The sequence below is a fragment of the Actinoplanes xinjiangensis genome (assembly GCF_003148685.1).
Lineage (GTDB): Bacteria > Actinomycetota > Actinomycetes > Mycobacteriales > Micromonosporaceae > Actinoplanes > Actinoplanes xinjiangensis.
On record NZ_QGGR01000005.1, the window covers coordinates 105,029 to 125,771 of the forward strand.

Annotated in this window: 16 protein-coding genes; 5 read left to right on the forward strand and 11 right to left on the reverse strand. The window is 70.9% G+C overall.

The features are described from left to right. Nucleotides 1-23: 23 nt before the first annotated feature. Genes BC793_RS12865 through BC793_RS12880 form a run of 4 tightly spaced genes read right to left on the reverse strand, consistent with a single transcriptional unit; the run spans nt 24 to nt 5,035 of the window. Nucleotides 24-1,073 carry a hypothetical protein gene (locus BC793_RS12865; RefSeq protein ID WP_109592658.1) on the reverse strand — a complete coding sequence of 350 codons (1,050 nt, stop codon included), beginning with the start codon at nt 1,071-1,073 and terminating at the stop codon, nt 24-26. After that, on the reverse strand, nt 1,063-1,740 hold the full coding sequence (locus BC793_RS12870; protein WP_239169966.1) for a sugar transferase: 678 nt from the start codon (nt 1,738-1,740) through the stop codon (nt 1,063-1,065). The genes BC793_RS12865 and BC793_RS12870 overlap by 11 nt, the downstream gene beginning before the upstream one ends. A 23-nt stretch (nt 1,741-1,763) precedes the next feature. Then, complete coding sequence (locus BC793_RS12875) at nt 1,764-3,020, reverse strand: nucleotide sugar dehydrogenase (protein ID WP_109592660.1); 1,257 nt, start codon at nt 3,018-3,020, stop codon at nt 1,764-1,766. Between the two features lie 53 nt (nt 3,021-3,073). Further along, a complete protein-coding gene (locus BC793_RS12880) occupies nt 3,074-5,035 on the reverse strand; it encodes a nucleoside-diphosphate sugar epimerase/dehydratase (RefSeq protein WP_109592662.1) in 1,962 nt (653 codons plus the stop codon). A 379-nt stretch (nt 5,036-5,414) separates the two neighbouring features. On the opposite strand from BC793_RS12880, the gene BC793_RS12885 reads away from it, so the two are divergent. Beyond that, complete coding sequence (locus BC793_RS12885) at nt 5,415-6,590, forward strand: glycosyltransferase (protein ID WP_109592664.1); 1,176 nt, start codon at nt 5,415-5,417, stop codon at nt 6,588-6,590. On the opposite strand, the gene BC793_RS12890 is transcribed toward BC793_RS12885, so the two are convergent. Continuing rightward, nucleotides 6,478-7,011 (reverse strand): VanZ family protein, encoded by a 534-nt coding sequence (locus BC793_RS12890; RefSeq protein WP_239169967.1) that lies wholly within the window; start codon nt 7,009-7,011, stop codon nt 6,478-6,480. The genes BC793_RS12885 and BC793_RS12890 overlap by 113 nt on opposite strands. 106 nt (nt 7,012-7,117) lie before the next feature. After that, on the reverse strand, nt 7,118-7,723 hold the full coding sequence (locus BC793_RS12895) for a response regulator transcription factor (protein WP_109592668.1): 606 nt from the start codon (nt 7,721-7,723) through the stop codon (nt 7,118-7,120). Nucleotides 7,724-8,480: 757 nt separating this feature from the next. On the opposite strand from BC793_RS12895, the gene BC793_RS49540 reads away from it, so the two are divergent. From BC793_RS49540 to BC793_RS12915, 3 genes are all read left to right on the forward strand, one after another. Next, nucleotides 8,481-10,070 carry a hypothetical protein gene (locus BC793_RS49540; protein WP_239169969.1) on the forward strand — a complete coding sequence of 530 codons (1,590 nt, stop codon included), beginning with the start codon at nt 8,481-8,483 and terminating at the stop codon, nt 10,068-10,070. 92 nt (nt 10,071-10,162) lie between these two features. Then, nucleotides 10,163-11,347, forward strand: coding sequence for an AAA family ATPase (locus tag BC793_RS12910; protein WP_109592674.1), 1,185 nt, complete (start codon nt 10,163-10,165; stop codon nt 11,345-11,347). Beyond that, on the forward strand, nt 11,344-12,756 hold the full coding sequence (locus tag BC793_RS12915) for a vWA domain-containing protein (RefSeq protein ID WP_203896166.1): 1,413 nt from the start codon (nt 11,344-11,346) through the stop codon (nt 12,754-12,756). The genes BC793_RS12910 and BC793_RS12915 overlap by 4 nt, the downstream gene beginning before the upstream one ends. A 689-nt stretch (nt 12,757-13,445) precedes the next feature. Here BC793_RS12915 and BC793_RS12920 read toward each other — a convergent pair. The 4 genes from BC793_RS12920 to BC793_RS12935 all read right to left on the reverse strand — a co-directional run bounded on the left by BC793_RS12920 (nt 13,446) and on the right by BC793_RS12935 (nt 17,169). Then, the gene (locus tag BC793_RS12920; RefSeq protein ID WP_109592676.1) at nt 13,446-14,327 is read right to left on the reverse strand and encodes a phosphotransferase family protein; all 882 of its coding nucleotides are present in this window, start codon (nt 14,325-14,327) and stop codon (nt 13,446-13,448) included. Nucleotides 14,328-14,508: 181 nt separating this feature from the next. Then, a complete protein-coding gene (locus BC793_RS12925; RefSeq protein WP_109592678.1) occupies nt 14,509-16,080 on the reverse strand; it encodes a DHA2 family efflux MFS transporter permease subunit in 1,572 nt (523 codons plus the stop codon). Nucleotides 16,081-16,138: 58 nt separating this feature from the next. Continuing rightward, nucleotides 16,139-16,726, reverse strand: coding sequence for a CPBP family intramembrane glutamic endopeptidase (locus BC793_RS12930; protein ID WP_109592681.1), 588 nt, complete (start codon nt 16,724-16,726; stop codon nt 16,139-16,141). Beyond that, nucleotides 16,723-17,169: a hypothetical protein gene (locus tag BC793_RS12935; protein ID WP_146246245.1), complete on the reverse strand. Its 447-nt coding sequence runs from the start codon at nt 17,167-17,169 to the stop codon at nt 16,723-16,725. The genes BC793_RS12930 and BC793_RS12935 overlap by 4 nt, the downstream gene beginning before the upstream one ends. A 236-nt stretch (nt 17,170-17,405) precedes the next feature. On the opposite strand from BC793_RS12935, the gene BC793_RS12940 reads away from it, so the two are divergent. After that, nucleotides 17,406-19,256, forward strand: coding sequence for an elongation factor G (locus tag BC793_RS12940; RefSeq protein ID WP_109592685.1), 1,851 nt, complete (start codon nt 17,406-17,408; stop codon nt 19,254-19,256). Nucleotides 19,257-19,294: 38 nt separating this feature from the next. Here BC793_RS12940 and BC793_RS12945 read toward each other — a convergent pair whose 3' ends face one another. Next, the gene (locus tag BC793_RS12945; RefSeq protein ID WP_239169970.1) at nt 19,295-20,743 is read right to left on the reverse strand and encodes a nucleotidyl transferase AbiEii/AbiGii toxin family protein; all 1,449 of its coding nucleotides are present in this window, start codon (nt 20,741-20,743) and stop codon (nt 19,295-19,297) included.

The window sequence follows — 20,743 nt, forward strand, 5'->3', positions numbered from 1 at the left end:
TGCACCGGCAAGTCACTCTCGGATCATATGGCTCCGGAAAGATCCATGCGAGCGAATCCTTCGATCGTCTCCACGATGCGCTGGACATCGGCCGGGCCGCAGCGGTGGTCGACCGGCAGGGTCAGCATCCGGTCGGCGAGGTCGGCGGCGTCGGGGTCGCCGCTCCAGAAGCCGTTCCGGTCCTGGCGCCAGTGCACCGGAGCGAAGATCCCCGACCTTGCGAGGTACGCGAGCAGCCCGTCCCGTTCGGTCTCCGAGGAGAGCACGAGTTGCACCCGGAAACCCCCGGCACCCAGCACACGGCCACCGAGCGCCGTCGCCACCTCTTGCGCGTTGCGGGTGCTCGCCGACCGTACCCCCTCGATGTCCAGGAACGGCAGCAGCGCCGCGGTGACCGCCGACGTCTCCGCCGCACTGCCGAGGAGTTGCTGTTCGCCCTGCCGTTGCAGGGCGCGGAAGCGGTCCTTGGGGATCGGCCGGCCGTCCTGCCAGGCGGCCTTGAGCAGCATCGCCGCGAGTTTCAGCCCGGCTGCCTGCTGCGGCCCGGTCCCGGAGGGTCGCGGCAGGTCGTGCCCGGACGGTGACCAGAGCAGGCCGCCGTCCGGCAGGGGCAGCGTCTTGCGCAGCGAGGCGACCGCGTAGGCGGCGGTGCTGGTTCGCGCCCAGTCGCTGAACGGGTCGTGCGAGTGGTCCTCGATCACGGTGACGCCGGGATGCGCGCGGGCCCAGTTGTGCCAGGCGGTGCCCTCCTCACGGCCGAACAGGTTCTGGGCGAGGACGACGTCGCCGTCGGCGGCCCGCAGCGTCTCCCAGCGCGGGCCGCCGTCCGGCAGGTGCCGGTACCAGCCGACCGGGATCTGCCGGGCGAGGAACTCGGCGACCCCCATGCAGAAATAGCTGGGTACGTGCAGCCGGCCGGCCGGGGTGAGCGCGCGCAGCAGGCTGCTGAGCGCGCCGCATCCGGTGGCGAAGAGTTCGCGCCGTTCGGGGAGCCACCGGGGCAGGCCGCCCCGCTCGGGATCGAGCAGGGCGGCCGGGTCCCAGTGGAACTCCGAGCCGATCTCAGGCGGCACGGCTGACTTCCCCGGAGCCGACTTCCGCGGACGGGGACGAGGGCGCAACCGTCTTCTGGCGGGCGATGTTGATCTGGTCGACGTGGACCGGCGGTTCGTCGCGGTTCAGGGAGATCGCGGTGCGCAGGAGGATCTTCAGGTCGAGCGCGGGTGACCAGTTGTCGACATACCAGCGGTCGAGGACGAACCGCTGCGCCCAGTCGATGTCGTCGCGGCCGTTGATCTGCGCCCAGCCGGTGATCCCGGGCTTCACCTCGAGACGGCGGGCGTCCTCCGGCGAGTAGCGGGCGACCTGCGGCAGTACGTCCGGACGAGGGCCGACCAGGTTCATCTGCCCGCGCAGCACGTTGATCAGCTGGGGCAGCTCGTCGAGGCTGGTCCGCCGCAGGAACCGTCCGCACCGGGTGATCCGGGGATCGTTCTCGACCAGGCCGAACGGGTCGTCGATGCCGAGCTGGGCACTCATCGCGACCGAGTTGTGGACCATCGAGCGGAACTTCAGCATCCGGAACGGAGCGCCGTCCTTGCCGGCCCGGTCCTGGACGAAGAGGACGCCCCTGCCGTCCGCGATCCGGATCCAGGCGGCGATCGCCAGGATCACCGGTGCGAGCAGGACGAGCATGAGCAGAGCGGTCAGCCGGTTGAGGGCGTTCCAGAGCGGGCGCACGATTACCTCTTCTCTTGCGGCTCTTACAGCGACTCGACGGCCGGGCCGGTCAGGCGGTGGCGGGTGTCGAGCACGTATGACGCGTGTTCCAGGACCAGATCCAGGTCGAAGTCGTCGTGGTCGGCGAGCAGCACCACGGCGTCGGAGTCGGCGACCTGCTCGGCGGTGAGCGGCACCATCCGGACCCGGCTGTCGACGTGGGCGTCCTCGACCACGTGCGGGTCGGCGGCCCGGACCTCGGCGCCCATCTCCAGCAGCAGCGAGGCGACCCGGCGGGCCGGCGACTCGCGGGCGTCGCCGCTGTTCTTCTTGTAGGCCAGGCCGAGCAGCAGGACCCGGGACCCGTTGACCGCCTTGCGCCGCTTGTTGAGGGCGGCCACCAGACGGCGGGCGACGTAGTCGGGCATGTGGTTGTTGATGTCGTTGGCCAGCTCGACGAAGCGGAAACTCTGGCCGAGGGTCCGCTGCACCCGCCACGACAGGTAGGACGGGTCGATCGGCAGGCAGTGGCCGCCGACGCCGGGGCCGGGCACGAACCGCATGTAGCCGAACGGCTTCGACGAGGCGGCGGCGATCGCCTCCCAGACGTCGATGCCGAGGTCGTGGGCGTACACCGCCAGCTCGTTGACCAGGGCGATGTTGACGTGCCGGAAGGTGTTCTCGAGCAGCTTGGCCAACTCGGCGACCTTCGGGTCGGAGACCGGGACGGTGGAGTCCACCACCGACGCGTAGAACGCCTGCACCATGGCCAGCGACGCCGGGTTGATGCCGGACACCACCTTCGGGGTGGTCACCAGGTTCCACTCCCGGTTGCCCGGATCGATGCGCTCCGGGCTGTAGCCGAGGTGGAAGTCGACGCCGGCGATCAGGCCGGAGCCCTCCTCCAGCAGCGGCGCCACCAGCTCGGACGTGGTGCCCGGGTAGGTCGTCGACTCCAGCGCCACGGTCGCGCCGGGCCGCAGATAGCGGGCCAGGGTACGGGCCGAGTCCTCGATGAAGGTGAGGTCCGGGCTGCCGTCGCGCAACGGGGTCGGCACCGCGATCACGGCGATGTCGAAACCGGCGCACGCACGCGGGTCCGACGACGGGTGGAACGAGCCGGTCGCCAGCACCCGTTGCAGGTCGGCGGAGGACACGTCGTCGACGTAGGACTCACCGGCGGCGAGTCGTTTGATCCGATCGTCGTCGACGTCGAAGCCGACGACGGTGTGCCCGACCTCGGCGGCGCGGACCGCGAGCGGCAGCCCCACGTAGCCCTGACCGGCGATGACGACCCGCATGGGTGTGTTCTCCTTCGTGGGTTTTCGGACGTTCCGGGCCTTGCGCCGGCGGCTCATGGATGCCGGCCGAACGGGACGGCGGCGGCGGCCGGCTCGGTGCGGCGCTGCTTGCCGGCGAAGACCGGGTGCGGCGACTTGGGCAGAGCGGGGCTGTCCGCCAGCCAGTGCAGGACGGCGATCAGGTCCTCCCGCGGCGACGACGGGTCGAGCAGCGACAGCACCGCGCCGTCCAGCGGGGGCACCGGCGCCTGCGAGATCAGCGGGTGGTGGGGCCGGTGGTCGGTCTCGTTCGGCCCGAGCAGCACCTCGGCGAGCTTCTCGGCCGGCCGCAGTCCGGTGTAGACGATCTGGATGTGCTGGTCGGCGGCGTCGGCGATGCGCTTGGCCACGTCGGCGATGCGTACCGGCTCCCCCATGTCGAGGACCAGCACCTCACCCTTGCTCTCACACGCACCGGCCTGGATGACCAGCCGCACCGCCTCCTGGACGGTCATGAAGTAGCGGGTCACGTCCGGGTGGGTGACGGTGATCGGGCCACCGGCCTCGACCTGGGCGGCGAACGCGGTCAGCACCGAGCCGCGCGAGCCGAGCACGTTGCCGAACCGGACGCTGCAGTAGGTGCCGGTCGCGGCGGCGTCGGCGGCCGCGGTGAGCCGCTCGGTGATCCGCTTCGAGTAGCCGAGGACACTGCACGGATCCGCGGCCTTGTCGGTGGAGATGTTGACCAGGCGGTCCACGTTGTGGCGCATCGCGGTCTGCAGGATCTGGTACGTGCCGATGATGTTGGTCTTGAGTGCCTCGGACGGGTGCATCTCCAGCAGCGGCAGGTGCTTGAGGGCCGCGGCGTGGAAGACGACGTGCGGTTTGTGCTCCGCGAACACCTCGTCGAGGCGCTGCTGGTCACGGATGTCGGCGACGACCAGGTTGCGGTCGTCGAGCTGCCCACGACCATCGATCGAGAGTTGTACGGCGTGCAGTCCGGACTCGTCGCGGTCCAGCATCACCAGCTTCGCCGGGTGGAACCGGGCCAGCTGCCGGCACAGCTCCGAGCCGATCGAGCCGCCCGCCCCGGTGACCAGCACCCGGCGGCCCTCCAGGTAGCCGGCGACGGCGGCCAGGTCGATGCCGACCTCGCGGCGCCCGAGCAGGTCCTCGTGGCTGACCGGGCGGATGTCCTCGACCCGGACGGTACGCCCGAACAGCTCCACCACCGGCGGGACGACCTTGAGGTCGACGTTGAGCGGCTCGGCGAGTGCGGTGAGCGCCCGGATCAGGTCGGCGCCGGCGCTCGGGATCGCGATGACCACGGCGTCGGCCTTGAACCGGCGGACCACGTCGGCCATGTCGTCGCGGGTGCCGCAGACCGGCACGCCCATCACCCGGAACGTGCGTTTCGCCGGGTCGTCGTCGAGCAGGGCGACCGGCACGTACCGGCTGCGCGGGCTGCGCAGCATCGCCCGGATCACCTGGGTGGCGCCCTCGCCCGCACCCATCACCACGACCCGGCCGCCGTGCTCCGGCGACGGGCGCAGACGGCTGTCCTGCAACGAGCGGACCAGGTAGCGCACGCCCGCGGTCAGGACCAGGGCGAACAGGCCGGCGGCGATGATCGCCGAACGCGGCACGAGCCGGCCGAGGACGGTGTCCAGGACGAGGACCGCCGGAACGGTCGTCGCGGCGGTCCGCACCAGGGCGGCGATCTCCTCGAAACAGCCGTACGCCCAGCGTCCGGTGTAGAGCCCGAAATGGATGCCGGCCCCGGTGTGCACGACCGCGGCGACCGCGGACAGCACCACCAGACCGAGGAAGTAGACCTCGGCGACGTGGCCGTCGTGCCGCAGCAACGTCGCGATCAGCAGCGCGGCACCCATGGCCACCGCGTCGACGGCCGCGCGTGCCGCACGGCCGGGCAGGGCGCGGCGGTACCACGGAACCCGGTGTGGGCCCGGGCCGCGCCAGTCGCCGGGAGTCGCGTCGGCGGTGGTGTCGCCGGACGCTCGTCGCCGTACCTGCATGGAATCCCCCTCGTACGATGCCGGCCGCGGATCCTTTGTCGCCCGAACAAGGAAAAGCGAGCCGGCGCAAATGCATTTCCGGACATGAAATGCCGCCATGGCTCCCTTTAGTGAAATTAGCGTCGCAGTCACCGGGGGCGGATTACAGTAGCAATTGTCATACGCTACGTGAGTAAATCTCATATTCATTTGATCGGCATTTTCGCCGACCCGTACGGGCACTCGGGCATGGCCATTCGGCGGAGGATGTCATCTCCAGAGTGAGAAGATCTCGCCTTAGGCGTGACATCTGCGACTTCCGTTGCGACGCACTTTCCGGCAGCGTCTTCAGGGCGGATGTCGCAAGCGTTCTGTCGAGAATGCGACCGGGGGACAAAGGATGAGGGTGCTGCACGTCATCAGCACGCTGGAACCGGGTGGAGCAGCCGGCCAATTGCGGTTGCTGGTGCGCCGGATGCCGTACGACTGCGAGATCGTCACACTCGGTGCCGCCGTCCCGTTCGGCGCTCCGGTGCACCGGATACCGAGCGGGCGCGACCACGACCCGGGTGCCGTCCGGAGACTGCGGCGGCTGATGCGCGGCGGCCGGTACGACCTCGTGCACACCCACCTACGGAGGGCGTGCGTGCAGGGCCGGATCGCCGCCCGGCTGGCCGGCGTACCGCACATCGTGGCCACCGAGCACCACCGGGGGGACTCGCCGTCGGCCCTCTACCGGGTGAGCGAGCGCCTCGGCCAGATCACCATCGTCCCGTCGCCGGTGGTCGCCGAACGGCTGCGCTCCCGCGGTGTCCCCGACCGCCGGATCGCCACGATCCCCAAGGCCGTCGACCCGGCCGAGCTCCGGTTCGACCCGATCCTGCGGGCCGCCGCCCGCGCCCGTCTCGGCATCGGCGCGGCCCAGCCGGTCATCGGCAGCGTCGGGCGGCTCGTCCCGGACAAGCGGTTCGACCTGCTGATCCGGGCGATCGCCGAGGTGCCGGACGCGATGCTGCTGCTCGCCGGCGACGGCCCGGCCCGCGCCGACCTGGAACGGCTCGCCGAGATCGAGGGTGTCGCCGGACGGGTCCGGTTCGCCGGGCCGGTCGACCATCCGCGGGAGACCCTCTGCGCCATCGACGTCTTCGCCTCCCCCGGTCAGTCCACGTTCGGCCTGGCCACGCTGGAGGCGGTGGCCGCCGGGCTGCCGGCCGTCTACGGCTCGTGCGTGCCCCTGGAGGCACGGGCCGCCGCGCGGGCACCGGTCCCCGGCACGCAGCGGCTCTCCCAGGACCGCGAGTCACTGCCGCGGGCGCTGCGTGCCGAGATGCTGTGCCTCGCCGAGCGGCGCGGCGCCCGGCTGCCGGCCCGGTCAGCGGGAGCGCGGTACGACGCCGACCACCTGGCCGACACGGTCCGCCGCCTCTACGAGCGGGTCTCCACCCGGCCCGCCCGGCGCGGGGTCATCGGGCCGCTGCTCGGTCGGCTCGGCCGGCCCGGAGGATCCGGGCACGCCGGTGGTCCCGGCCGGAAGCACAGCTTTCCACTACCCGGCGGAAGCGTGCGAAACGCATGAGCCGCCAGAGCACCATGTAGCCGAAGGCGGCGCCGAACGTGTTCGACACCACGTCGTGCACGTCCGCCCAGCGCTGGCCGCTCAGGGTGAGCAGCAGGGTCAGCTGGGTCACCTCGATGCTCAGGCTCAGCAGGAAGCCGGTCAGCACCACCCGGCCCCAGTCCCGCACCCCGAACACCAGGTACAGCACGGTCGCCAGCGGCACCGTCATCAACGTGTTCAGCACGAAGTCACGCTTGCGCATGTCGATGATCGGCACCCACAGGATCCGCGCCAGATCCGGCGGCGCGGCACCCGGCCCCCACGCCAGGCTCATCGGCAGCAGCGTGGCCCCGATCACCGCCACCGCATACCACCCGGCCAGCCAGAACACGGCCAGGCGCACCGCGGTGAGCTGCCGGCGACGATGGAGCACCACCACGGAAACGACCATCAAAAGGGCGCCCAGGGGCAAAAGAACGGGCAGCGCCGGGATATCAAGCCGATGGATCAGCATCTGTTCCCACGCTACCCGGCCGGCGCTGCGCTCAGCGCAGCCATCCCTGCTTACGGGCGATCCGGATCGCGTCCAACCGGTTACGCGCACCGGTCTTCGAAATGATCGCGGAAAGGTAATTGCGGACCGTACCGCCGGATAGATAGAGACGGCCGGCGATCTCTTTCACCGACTCGCCCTCCGCGGCCAGGCCCAGCACCTCCAGCTCCCGCGTGCTCAGGCCCCGGTCGGTGTTGAGCGAGGCGGCCTGCAGCATCGGCGACACCACCCGCTCACCGCGCGCCAGGCGGCGCACCGTGTCCGCCAGCATCGCCGGCGACGCGTCCTTGATCAGGAAGTTCAGCCCGCCGTTCCACCGCCGGGGCGGCAGCATGCCCCGCTTCGACGGATCGCAGAGCAGCAGCATCGAACACGACGGGATCGCGGTGTGCAGCTGGTCCGCCAACGGCAGGACCTGACTCACCATGTACTGCGTGTCGATCACCACGACGCCCGGCCACAGCTGTGCGGCACGCTGCGCCAGATCGCCGCCGAGGGGCAGGGTGTCCACGTAATGCATGTCCGGTTCGGCCTCGAGGAACGCTCGTACCGGGACACCGAAATATCCCTCGTCTCTGACCACGACCACCCGGATCATCACACCACCCTCGTCGATGGACGCCCGGCGCCGGCCGGTTGTCGACCTGTCAGGAACGCTGGATGCACGTACCTTTCTATCGCCCCGTGTCCATTCAGCGAACCGCGGGTCGACAGATCTTCCATTGACCCGGGAAAACTGCCGTCGTCCCAGTTCACAGGCATTTCGCGCCAAGAGAGATCACCATTGGACACGTACTTAACGTAACGGGCCGGCGCACTCTGCGCACCTGCCCATAGCCGATCGAACGAGTCAGGTATGCCGGATCAACGAATCTGGCGGCCGAAATGACCAGGACATGGATCAGTTACCGATGAGAAACCCGGGTGATGTCGGACTATTTCTGGACCAAAGGTACAGCAAACCGATCAATTTTCGCCATTCTGATCACCTGAAAGTGAGAATGACACCCACTCTGCGACCGAACCGTTATCGTCGCCATTCATGATCATCTCGGAAAACGAGAATCGTTCGTGCGTCCGAAAAGGATTACCTATTCCCTCCACCGGAGGACATGCCTGGCGGACCACGGCTCCCACCATTAATGGGGCTTTTTTACTATTATTCCCTTTTCGTACGATCGCCGCGTCCCCAGCCGCCCCGCACCGCCCCGCAAGCTCGTCGCGGAGGGCGCCGCCGGTGACGGCTCCACCCGTACACAAGCGGGTTGGCGGGTTCGGGGGAAACATGTACTCTCCCCGGCAATGGAAACCTTCGGTTGTGGAACGGGGGTCTCGTCCGCGCAAGGTGAGTGCTGATGCGCTCCTTGATCGCGGACGGGCGGGCCCGTCTTCTCAGTTGGCGGCGCGTGCGGGAGTTCGCCGTGCCGGCCTTGATGATCGAAACTGCTACCGCCCGGCGGAATGCCGGCGACTGGGCCGGGGCGTGCGCCGCCGCCCACATCGACGTGGATCTCGATCTGCGTTCCGTGGCCTCCGGATACGGGCGGGAATACGCCGCCCTGATTCGTGCCGATCTGCGGCGACTCGCCCCTGACCTGCTGCGATGGCATCTCCCTCGGACCGTCTCCGATGGACTGCTGCGGCCGGGACTGACCATGTCACTGGCTCGGTACCCGGTGGCTGATCACGACGTCCATCTCGTGGTGCGGACCGCCCCCAGCTGGGCGGAGGCGGGGCAGCGGGTCAGTCTGGCGCTCTGGGACCCCACCCGGCCCGGCACCGGGCCGCACCCGCGGCCGCGGCCGGACCGGCGGTTCCGCCTCGATCTCCATCCCCACCTCTGGGCCGCCGATCGCGCCTCCGACCTGCGGGAACGCTGCAACAGTCCGGCCACGGCGCCCGATGATCCGGCGCGGCCGGCCTGGATCGACGACGTTCCGGCCGGACGCGGGTACGCCGTTCACCGGTGGACGGCCGAGGCGGCGATCCTTCGGGAGGCCGACGGGTACGGCGGGCCGGTCGCGGTTCGGCTCGGCAACGGGCGGCGGCTCCTCCTCACCGGCGACGGCGGCACCGTGACGCGTGCCGGAAACGGCGCGCCGGTCCTGCCGCACGCGGCTACCTGGCTGCCACCCGATCTGGAGCTTCTCCGGGCGGGGATGATCACCGCCGCGGCGCTGCACCCGCTGGTCGCGGAGGCGCTGGCATCTGTCGCGACCGGTGACGGTGATCGTGATCGTGTCGACGGTGCGGCGCCGGCACGGTACGACCCCGACCCAGGTCCCGACCTTGGCGCTGGCGCTGGCGCTGGCCCTGGCCTTGGCGCTGGCGCTGGGGCTGGCCCTGGCCTTGGCGCTGGCGCTGGGGCTGGCCTTGGCGCTGGCCTTGGCGCTGGCCTTGGCGCTGGCCTTGGCGCTGGCCTTGGCGCTGGCCTCGGCCCCGGGACGGACGGGTCTCGGCTGGTCGAGTGCTGCGGGGAGGTGCACCGGCTGGGCCTGGTCGACGGCCGGCTCACTCCGCTCGACCACGAAGCCGGCGAGCTTCGCCGCGAGGAGCTGCTCGCACTTCTCGGCGGGCCGCCGCTGCCCTGCCTGCGGGCAGTCACCACCGCCACCCGGCAGCCGGAGTGCCTGGACGAGGTGCGTGCCCGGCTGGATCACGGCGATCATGCGGGCGCCACCGCGGTCATCGCCGAACTGCTGGGCCCGGACCTGGAACCGGAAGGCGCCTTGCGTGAGGTGCTCACCGATGCCGAGGCGGGCCGGATCGAACACGGGCTGTACCGGGCGGGACTGGCGACCGGCTTGAACGCCCCGATCGGATCACCCAAGGACCGGGCCGGACGGCGCGGTCGTCATCACCGGCTCCCGAAGAACCGGCTAGCGAAGAGCCGGCTCGCGAAGACCCGGCTCCGGCTCCCGAAGAGGGCAGCCGTCCTCCGCTGAACCGCGGCCGGCGCACGCGTTCGTGCGTACCCCCTGATCTGTCGTGGTGGCCGCGAGCCGGCCACCCCCGTCTCCCCAAGGTGATCGAATTGATGCTTTCTGACCGGAATCTTCCCGTGGCCGACGACCTGATCGCTCTGCTCACCGCGACCGGCACCGAGCCGCGGCCGGACAATCAGCTGGAAGCCCTCACCCTGGCGGTGGCCGCCGACCTCCCGGTACTGCTGTGGGGTGAGCCCGGCATCGGCAAGACCGCCACCCTCGAACAGCTCGCCGAGGGGCTCGGACTGCCGTTGACCACGGTGATCGCCAGCGTGCACGAGCCGTCGGACTTCGCCGGGCTGCCGGTCGTCGGCGACGACCCGGCGACACAGGGCGTGCCGATGGCGCCGCCGGACTGGGCGGTTCAGCTGGTACGCGCGGGCCGGGGCCTGCTGTTCCTGGACGAGTTGTCGACCGCCCCGCCCGCGGTGCAGGCGGCGCTGCTGCGGGTGGTGCTGGAACGGCGGGTCGGCGCTCTGCGGCTGCCACCGGGCGTGCGCATCGTGGCCGCCGCCAACCCACGGTCGTCGGCCGCCGACGGGTGGGAGCTGAGCCCGCCGCTGGCCAACCGGTTCGTGCACCTGCAATGGACGTACGAACACGAGGTCGTGGTCCGCGGCCTGGCCGGCACGTGGCCGCGGGCGGTACTGCCACGGCTCGACCCGGATCTGCTGGCGGCGGCGGTGGCGCGGGCCCGGCGGGCGGTGTGCGGATTCCTGGAGGCACGGCCGACGCTGGTGCACCGGCTGCCCGACAGTGAGGCCCGCCGGGGTGGTGCGTGGCCGTCGCCGCGCAGCTGGGACATGACGTTGCGGCTGATCGCGTTCGCCACCGCGGCCGGGGTGTCGCGGGAAGTACTGTCCATGCTGGTCCGCGGCACGGTCGGGGACGGTCCCGGCCTGGAACTGCTGGCTTTCGTCGACCGGCTCGACCTGCCCGACCCGGAGACGCTGCTCGCCGACCCGGCCGCCGCGAACCTGCCGCACCGCGGTGACCTGCGGCAGGCCACCCTCGACGGTGTGGTCGAGGCGGTTCGCAAACGGCCGGACCGGTCCCGTTGGGATGCCGCGTGGGCGGTGCTGGTCCGGGCGCTGGAGACGGGCGCGCCGGACCTGGTGGTGGTGCCGGCCTCCACCCTGGCCGCCCTGCGCCGCGACGAATGGCCGGTCCCGGTGGAGATGGAACGCCTGGCCCCGGTGGTCGGCCTCCGCCGGCGGGTGACGGCGGCCCGATGACGACGACGGCAGGCGGCGGGTCACCGCAGATCGCCCGCAGCGGATCGCCGCCGACGGCACCACACGGCGGGGCACCGCACACGACACCACACCGCGGTTCGCCCCCGGCGGCACCACACCGCGGCTCGCCGCCGGCGGCACCACACCGCGGCTCGCCGCCGGCGGCACCACACCGCGGTTCGCCGCGGGCGGCCTTCACCCGGGAGGAATCCGACAAGTTGTACGCCGCCAGACTGTTCGCCGCCGAGGCGAGACCGTATCTGGCGACCGCGTTGTACGCCCTGAAACCGATCCTGTCGTGGACGGTCCCGACGATGGCCGTCGACCGGTACTGGCGCTGCTACGTCTCCCCCGCTTTCGTGGCCGCGACACCCGTCGACGAGCTGGCCGGTGTCTGGGTGCACGAGGTCTCACACCTGCTGCGGGACCATCACGGCCGGGGTGAGCGGCTGGCCACCGAGAAGGACCTGACCGGCCCGGGCCACCGGCTGCGGATGAACATCGCCGCGGACTTCGAGATCAACGACGACGTGTACGGCGACGGCCTGCCCCGCCCCGCCGGCGTGATCGGCCCCGAACTGCTGGGCCTGGCATCCGGGAAGCTCATGGAGGAGTACCTCCCGATGATCGCGATGGGCCTGTACTCCCGGCAGCTGGTGTGGATCGACTGCGGCGGTGGCGCCGACGGGTCGGACCGCCCGTGGGAGCTGGGCCCGGACGGCGCGCACGGCCTGGACGAGCAGACGCGGGCGCTGGTCCGGTACCGGGTGGCGCAGGGACTCATCGGCCGCGGCGACGCGCCCGGCGGGTGGCAGCGCTGGGCCGAGAAGGTGGTGCATCCGCCGCAGCCGTGGCGTGAACTACTCGGCAGCGCGGTCCGGTCCGCCGTCTCGGCGCCGGGGGTCGGTGAGGACTACGTCTACCACCGTCCGTCACGGCGTTCGTCGAGCCTGCCCGGGGTGATCCTGCCGAGCCTGCGCCGCCGCCCGCCCCGGGTGAGCGTGGTGATCGACACGTCGGGCTCGGTGAGTGACGCCGAACTCGGCAGCGCCCTCCTCGAGGTCGCCGCGATCACCCGGGCCGTCGGTGGCCGCCGTGACCTGGTGCGCGTCGTCTCCTGCGACGCGGCCGCGCACGTCACCGGCGAGATCTGCGAGTCCGAGGGCATCCCGCTGCTCGGTGGTGGCGGCACCGATCTCCGGGAGGGATTCGCGAAGGCCCTGGCGACCCGGCCGGCCCCGGACGTGATCGTGGTACTGACCGACGGGCAGACCCCGTGGCCCCAACGGCAGCCGCCGTGCCGCACGGTGATCGGCCTGTTCCCCCGTCCACGCTTCGTCGACGAGAACGACCCGGACTTCGAGCTGGACCTGCCCCCGTCCTGGGCGCGCGTGGTGACTCTCGGCTGAGCCGGGCCGGATCTCGCCGTCAGGGCGGCTCACCCGCGGGCATCACCCCCGCGGGAAACGGGGGGCGGTCCTGGCGGCGCTTCTTCAACCCACCCAACCCAGCTGGCCCTCACCGCCGCCTCAGCGGCTGGGAGACAGCGGTGAGAACCAGCCAGGAAGATCCAGCTGGCTCCCACCGCTGCCTCAACAGCCCCGAGACAACGGTGGAGACCAGCCAAGAAATCCAGCTGGCCCTCACCGCTGCCTCAACAGCCCCGAAACAGCGGTGGAGACCAGCCACGAAGATCCAGCTGGCCCTCACCGCTGCCTCAACAGCCCCGAAACAGCGGTGGAGACCAGCCACGAAGATCCAGCTGGCTCCCACCGCTGCCTCAACAGCCCCGAGACAACGGTGGAGACCAGCCAAGAAAATCCAGCTGGCTCCCACCGCTGCCTCAACAGCCCCGAGACAACGGTGGAGACCAGCCAAGAAAATCCAGCTGGCTCCCACCGCTGCCTCAACAGCCCCGAGACAACGGTGGAGACCAGCCAAGAAAATCCAGCTGGCTCCCACCGCTGCCTCAACAGCCCCGAGACAACGGTGAGGACCAGCCGGGCATGATCCACGGTTGCGCGGACGGCCCCGCAGATCTCGGGTGGTGAGGCCGGTGCCCACGCGACGGCGGGCCGGGGGCGGCGTCTGGCCTGGTTCAGCGGGGGCGGAGAGCGCCACGGATCAGCGGGGTCACGACGGCGGCGAGACCAGCGGCTTCGGTGGCGGTGAGTGCCGGATCGGCCCGGCGGATCTCCAGTGCCTCGTCGAGGCCGTCGAGGGGCTCGCCGCCGGTGCGGTTCAGGAAGGCGGTGAGGAACGCGGCGGCCGCGACGGCATGCGGATGAGCCGGGGAGGCGGCGACCTGCGCCATGATCACCGCGGTGAGGCATACGTCGACGGCGGGCCGGCCCTGGGCGGCGTTGTGCCAGTCGATGACCACCGGGCCGCGGGAGGTCAGCATGACGTTGTCGGGATGCAGGTCACGGTGCAGAATCCGGTCGCTGGAGGCTCCATTGCGCTGCGACGGAGGCCGGCGCGCGCCGGGGTCGCCGGAGGTAACGCCCGGGAGCCCGGCAGACCGGGCCGACACCGCGACCCCGGCAAGTCCGGCTGGCACCGCAAGCCCGGCAAGCCCGGCTGGCGCCGCGAGTCCGGCAGGCCCGGCTGGCCCCGCGAGCCCAGCGGACCGGGCTGGCACCGCGAGCCCAGCCGACCGGGCCGGCACCGCGAGCCCGGCGGACGGGGCGGGCAGCCGGTGCAGGCGCTCGTGGAGATCGACCAGGATCGCGGCGCCGTCGTCGACGCCGAGTTTCCCGGCGGTGAAGGCGTCCGTCATGGTGGGCCCGTCGAGCCGCTCCAGGATCATGTCGGCGCCACTCGCCGCGTGCACCTGCGGTACCGGATATCCGTGCCCGGCCAGGTACGTCATGATCTCGGCCTCGGCCGTCACGTCGTCGCCGCGCCGGTAGCGCCGCAGCACCCGCCGCTCGTCGATCGCGTAGACGTCGGCCTCGCGCCCGGAGCCGAGAAGATCCATGCCCGTCACGCTACCGACACGGCGCGAGGCCGCCCGGCAGACGCCGGACGGCCTCGTCAAAGCTTGCCCCGGTCACCGCGGGAAGGCCCCCGATGACCCGAACGACCGCTCAGTGCAGCACGACCGGATTGAGCCTGATGACCGGTCAGTGCAGCACGACCGGGGTGAGCCGGAGGAGCGGTCAGTGCAGGACGACCGGGGTGGCGCCCTTCTCCTCGTCGAGCAGGTGCGACTCCTCGCGCTTGCGCGGCAGGAACAGCGCCGGAATCAAAGTCAGCAGCACCAGGACGAAGCCGACCGTGAACGTGGTGGCGAACGCGTCGGCCGCGAACTCCAGGCCCCGCTCCAGCAGGCCGGGGTCGGGGAACCCGGCCACCGCCTCCGGCTTCATCTGGCCGGCGATGGCGAGACCGGCCTCGGTGACCGGGTCGCTGCCCGGCGGGACGGGCACGCCGGGAACAGGCGGTGACTCGTTCAGCTCGGAGGTCAGGATCACCGACATCACGGCGCCGCCGACCGACCCGGCGATCTGCTGAAGGATGTTGAGCAGCGTCGAGCCGCGGGCCACCTCGTGGTTGGTGAGGGTGCGCAGCGCCGATGTCATGATCGGCATCATGGTGCCGCCCATGCCGAGGCCCATCACGAACAGCGAGCCGCACAGCAGAACGTACGACGTGTCGGTGCCGACCTGGGTGAAGGCGAAGAACCCGGCCGCGATCAGGAGCAGCGCGAACGGAACGGTCCGCCCGACCGGGACCTTGTCGGCGAGCATGCCGGCGATCGGCATGGTGACCATGGCGCCGATGCCCTGCGGGGCCATCAGCAGGCCGGCGTGCAGCGTCGACTCGCCGTGGATCTGCAGGAAGTAGCTGGGGAAGAGCAGCCCGGCGCCCATGAACGCCACGGTGAACACGGCCAGCGTGATCGACGCGACGGTCAGGTTGCGGTTGCGCAGCAGGCGCAGGTCGAGCAGCGGGTGCCGCGGCTTGAACGAGTAGAAGATGAACCCGATCACCAGCAGCGCGCCGACGAGCATCGGGACCCACACCTTGGTGGCGCTGATGCTCTGCTCCTCGGGCAGCGTGGAGACGCCGTAGAGGAAGAGGGCGAGACCGGGCGACAGCATCAGCATGCCGATGAAGTCGAACGACTCGGACGGCTCGGGGGTGTCCTTCGGGAGCACGATCTGGGCGTAGATCAGCGCGCCGATACCGATCGGCAGGTTGATCAGGAAGATCCAGTGCCAGCTGTACGAGTCGATGAGCCAGCCGCCGAGGATGGGGCCGCTGATCGGGCCGAGCAGCATCGGGATGCCGAGGACCGCCATCAGCCGGCCGATGCGCTCGGGCCCGGCCGCCTTGGTCATGATCGTCATGCCGAGCGGCATGAGCATGCCACCGCCGAGGCCCTGGAGCACCCGGTAGGCCACGAGCTGCCCGATGCTGTCCGCGGTGGCGCAGAGCACCGAGCCGAGGGTGAACAGCAGGAGCGCGGCCATGTAGAGGCGTTTGGTACCGAATCGGTCGGCGGCCCAGCCGGTCAGCGGGATGACCGTGGCCAGGGCCAGGGTGTATCCGGTCATGGTCCAGGCGACCTCGGCGTACGTCGCGCCGAACTTCTCCATGAAGGTCGGGATCGCGACGCTGACCACGGTGACGTCGAGGATCGACATGATAGCGCCGAGGACGACAACCCCGGCGACCTTGAGTACGGCGCCGTCCAGTTTCGCCGGCGCCGAGGTCTGACTGCTCACAACATCTCCACAGGTAGGACGGCATTCCGGAGCTTAGTGACGAGGTACGACACGGTTCTCAGGATTTATCGGTGTCACCGGAATCCGCGGGCCCGGATCGACGCACCCATGCCGAAGCGAGTATTCCCAGGCCATTGGCGGTCCAGTGCAGGACGAACGGGGCGATGATCCCCCCGGAGGCAGCGCGGAGAATGCTGAGAAGAACGCCCGCGAGGGTGGTGAACGCCACTTCCCCTCTGTCCGGAAGATGCCAGAACCCGAAGAGAACGGCCGTGATCACGGTCGCCCAGACCACTCCGTGACCGTCGGCGATCAGCGCCCACAGCACTCCGCGGAACGCCACCTCCTCGAAGACGACCGTCGAGAGGGGCACGCCGATCAGGGCCTTGCGGACCGGGTGGTCGTAGGAGCGGGCGGCCAGCGCACGGCGCCCGGCGGGGACGAGCAGGACGATGCCGTATCCGGCGGTCATCGCGCACGCGGCGCCCAGGGCGTACCCCCAGCCGGTCAGCGGCGGAACCCGGCCGGAGACCGCGACCAGCAGCGCCGCGGCGAGCGGCCCGGTGCAGGACTGCGCCCGTGCCGGCCCGCGGTGGTTCCAGACACGGACCGCCGCCATGATCAGCAGGACGGCGGCGAGGGTCACGCGTCGGCGAAGGAGACGACGACCTGGCCGAAGACCCGCGGGTCCTCCTCGTCCCAGGGCAGGATCAGGGACAGCTCGACACCCGGGGCGGCCTCGACGGTGAACACGCGCTCCTCCTCGGTCACCGGCAGGTGCGCGGCGAGCCGGTCGACGACCTCCCGCCATGGCAGCGTGAGCAGGTCGATCCCGCGGAACCGCAGCGAGTCGGGCTCGGCGGCGTCGTCCCACAGAGTGCCCTCGAACCTGATCGACTCGATCCGCCGGTTGTCGTGACCACGGCGCGGGGTGATCGACAGGCCGCTGCTCCGGTAGACCGTCCAGGCACCGCCCATGCACATCCAGGACGGGCTGCCGAAATGGCGCAGAGCCGCCTCGACCCGGTCGTACTCCATGCCGAGGCGCACCGGCCCGACCGCCGGGGCGGTATCGAGATCGATCAGCATGACCGTCACCTTAATCGCTCGACACCGTCGGCGCGGCTCTCGTACCGTGGCGCCATCACCGCGACCGGAGAGGAGACACGGCCATGCGCTACCGCACCGCCGTCGTCATTCCCGTGTCGCGTTTCGAGCTGATCCTCGTGTCTGGTGTGGCCGGCTCCGGCTGCGCCACCGGGGCTGGTCTCTGCCTGTAACAGGCGCGGTCCGCCTTCCGATCAGACTCGAGAGAATCCAAGATCATGCATGTCCGGAACATCGGCATCCTTGCGCACGTCGACGCCGGCAAGACCACCCTCACCGAGCGGATCCTGTTCGCCACCGGTACGACCCACAAGAGCGGCCGGGTCGATGACGGCAACACCGTGACCGATTTCGATCCACAGGAACGTGACCGTGGCATCACCATCTTCGCCGCGGCCGTGAGCTGTGACTGGGCCGGTCACCGGATCAACCTGATCGACACGCCCGGCCACGTCGACTTCTCCGACGAGGTGGAGCGGTCGCTGCGGGTCCTGGACGGCGCGGTCGCCGTCTTCGACGGGGTGGCCGGCGTCGAACCGCAGTCCGAGACGGTGTGGCGCACCGCCGACCGCTACGCCGTGCCCCGGATCGCGTTCGTGAACAAGCTCGACCGTGCCGGCGCCGACCTGGATGCCGCGGTGGCCTCGATCCGTCACCGGCTCGAGGTGATCCCGCTGGTGCTGCAGGTCCCGATCGGCCGGGAGGGCGACTTCACCGGCGTGATCGACCTGGTCGACGAGCCACCGGCGTCCGCCGCCGAGGCACGCCGAGCGCTGGAGGAGGCCGTCGCCGAGTTGCACGCCGGCGCCCTGGAGGAGTGGGGCGACATGTCCGACGCGACGCTGAAGCAGGCGATCCGGGACCTGGTCGGCAACGGTCAGGCGGTGGCCGTGCTGTGTGGCTCCGCGCACCGCAGCATCGGCGTCGAACAGCTGCTCGACGCCGTGGTCGACTATCTGCCCGCTCCCGCCGGCGACAGCACGAAGGCCCCGGTGGCACTGGTGTTCAAGAAACGCGACCGGCTCAGCTACCTGCGCGTCTACGACGGCACGATCACGAAGGGGGATGTCCTGTGGGACGCGCGCGACGGCCGTACCGAAAGGATCTCGCGCATCCTCCGGGTGCAGGCCGACCGGCACACCGACATCGACCGGGCGGTGGCCGGCGACATCGTCGCCGTCGCCGGGCTGAAGGCCACCCGGACCGGCACCACCCTGTCGACCAGGGCGAACCCGGTGGTCCTGGAGGCTCCGCGGGTGACCGAGCCGCTGGTCTCGGTCGCGGTGGAGGCACGCACGCGCGCCGACGCGCAACGTCTGCCGGGCGCTCTCGCGGCGCTGGCCGAGGAAGACCCTTCCCTGGCCGTACGGACGGACGCCGAAACCGGTCAGACCCTGCTGTCCGGCCTGGGCGAACTGCATCTGGAGGTGGCCGTGGAGAAGCTGCGGCAGACGACCGGCCTGGCGCTGACCACCGGCCGTCCGCAGGTCGCCTACCGCCAGGCGGTGACCGGCGGTGTCACCGGGTTCGTCCACCGGCACGTCAAACAGGACGGCGGCGCGGGCCAGTTCGCGCACATCGTGCTGGACGTGACGCCGATGGAGGGCACCGGCTTCGCGTTCGCGTCCACGGTGACCGGTGGCCGGGTGCCGGCCGAGTTCGCCCGTGCGGTCGAGGCCGGCTGCCGGGAGGCGCTCGCCGACGGTGAGCATCCGGTGGTGGGACTGCGGGTGACGCTGACCGACGGCCAGACGCATGTGAAGGACTCGTCGGAGATGGCGTTCCGCACGGCCGGCCGGTTCGGGCTGCGCCAGGCGCTGCGCGCCTGCACGCTCACGCTGCTCGAACCGGTGGCCGAGGTGACGGTCAGCGCGCCGTCGGACGCGATCGGCGCGGTGCTCGGCGACCTTGCCGCGCGGCGCGGCCAGGTGACCGATTCGTCGGTACGCACGGTGACCGCCACGGTCCCGCTGGCTGAGCTGTTCGGGTACGCGACCCGGCTGCGCAGCCGCACGCACGGGCGGGGCACGTTCACCAGCCGTCCGGCCGGTTACCGCCCGGCGGCGTAGGTGACGGGCGGGCCCGGGGTGCACGCCCCGGGCCCGCCTCAGGACCGGTCCAGGGCGAGGGCCAGCCGGCGCAGCCAGTGCCGGGCGGTCCCCGCCACCTGCGGGTACTCGTCGGCGAAGTTGTCCCAGTCCACGTCATGCCAGCTCAGCGGCGTGACGGCGGAGAACTCCAGGGCCTCGTCGCCGAGTTCCGGGAGCAGCAGTTCACGGACCAGCTCGACGTCGACCGTGGTGTGCTCGGCGAGCAGCACCGCGTCGTACAGATCCTTGCCCTGCGGGTACCGGTCGGTGGCCAGCCACAGCAGTTTCCAGGCCAGGGACAACTCCGCGGTCGCTCCCAGGACCAGGGGCTTCACACCCGCAAGCGCGACCGGCTCCGGCTCGATCGGCAGATCCTCACCGAACACCACGTCGATCTGGACGCTGCCGTCGGGAACGCCGGGCGCCGAGAAAGGGATGACGAGCCGGCGGCCGTCAGCTCGCTCGTACGTCCAGATCGCCGACTCGCTCGCTTCGCCGGGCCGCAGGCCGGCCCGGAACGCCGCCTGCTTGACACCGTCGAGCAGTTCCCGCGCCTCCTGGCTGTCGCTGGTGACGCTCACCGGCGTGACGACGAAGTCCAGATCACCGGGCCGCCGTGCATCGTCACCCACCCAGGCCCGCATCAGCGCGCTGCCCCGCAGCACCAGATGCTCCGCCCAGCGGCTGTCGCCCAGCACGGTGAGCAGGTCGTTCATCGCTCTTTCCCGGGCCGAGCGCCAGCGCCGGCCGACCTCCGGATCGGCGAAGACCGGCTCGCCCGGCCGATAGGCGTTGTCGAACTGCTTGAGTGCGGGGTCGAAGGCCAGCAGTTGCTCGACGTCACGACCGCCCGGCACCGGCCGGAACGTGGCCGGCATGCCCTGCCGGACGAGTCCTCCGACGGTGCGCCGCTGGTGGTGGAGCACCCGCTCCGGCGTCAACCAGCCCGCGTCCCACCCGGGGTTGCTGTCGTGCCGGACGCACCACCGCCGGATCGAGACGAACTCCAGACCGAGTTCCCGCAGGCCCACCGACAGCGTGGCGAGACTCGCGGTGGCAGCGTCCGCGTCGGTGTCCGCGCAGCGCTGGACCACGATCGGACGCGGGTCACGGCACAGCCCGGCGCCACTGACGTCGAGGAGGTCGGCGAGCGCGATGACCGTGGCCACCCGGTCCGGCTCCGACCGCAACTCGATGTGATGCTCGAAATCGCGCTCAGCCGGCCGGGCCTCGTCGGCCGGTGCCAGGGTGCGGGTCCGGACCGGCCGCATCCATGACCGTTCGCTCCGTTCGATCATCCCGGTCCACTCGCGGACGACCGCCGCGCCGCCGGGCACCACCAGCATCGGCTGCGAGCGGTGCCGGCCGCGGTCCAGCCGGACGTGCCGGAACTCCAGGCCGTGCCGGCCGGCGAATTCAGCGAGCGCATGGCCCAGGGCGCCGTCCACGGTGATCAGACTGATCAT

What these genes read in the sequence shown, in the direction of transcription:
- BC793_RS12875 (WP_109592660.1), bottom strand. Translation starts at nt 3,020, where the DNA reads ATGCGGGTCGTCATCGCCGGTCAGGGCTACGTGGGGCTGCCGCTCGCG.
- BC793_RS12880 (WP_109592662.1), bottom strand. Translation starts at nt 5,035, where the DNA reads ATGCAGGTACGGCGACGAGCGTCCGGCGACACCACCGCCGACGCGACT.
- BC793_RS12885 (WP_109592664.1), top strand. Translation starts at nt 5,415, where the DNA reads ATGAGGGTGCTGCACGTCATCAGCACGCTGGAACCGGGTGGAGCAGCC.
- BC793_RS12895 (WP_109592668.1), bottom strand. Translation starts at nt 7,723, where the DNA reads ATGATCCGGGTGGTCGTGGTCAGAGACGAGGGATATTTCGGTGTCCCG.
- BC793_RS49540 (WP_239169969.1), top strand. Translation starts at nt 8,481, where the DNA reads ATGCGCTCCTTGATCGCGGACGGGCGGGCCCGTCTTCTCAGTTGGCGG.
- BC793_RS12910 (WP_109592674.1), top strand. Translation starts at nt 10,163, where the DNA reads ATGCTTTCTGACCGGAATCTTCCCGTGGCCGACGACCTGATCGCTCTG.
- BC793_RS12915 (WP_203896166.1), top strand. Translation starts at nt 11,344, where the DNA reads ATGACGACGACGGCAGGCGGCGGGTCACCGCAGATCGCCCGCAGCGGA.
- BC793_RS12920 (WP_109592676.1), bottom strand. Translation starts at nt 14,327, where the DNA reads ATGGATCTTCTCGGCTCCGGGCGCGAGGCCGACGTCTACGCGATCGAC.
- BC793_RS12935 (WP_146246245.1), bottom strand. Translation starts at nt 17,169, where the DNA reads ATGCTGATCGATCTCGATACCGCCCCGGCGGTCGGGCCGGTGCGCCTC.
- BC793_RS12940 (WP_109592685.1), top strand. Translation starts at nt 17,406, where the DNA reads ATGCATGTCCGGAACATCGGCATCCTTGCGCACGTCGACGCCGGCAAG.
- BC793_RS12945 (WP_239169970.1), bottom strand. Translation starts at nt 20,743, where the DNA reads ATGATCAGTCTGATCACCGTGGACGGCGCCCTGGGCCATGCGCTCGCT.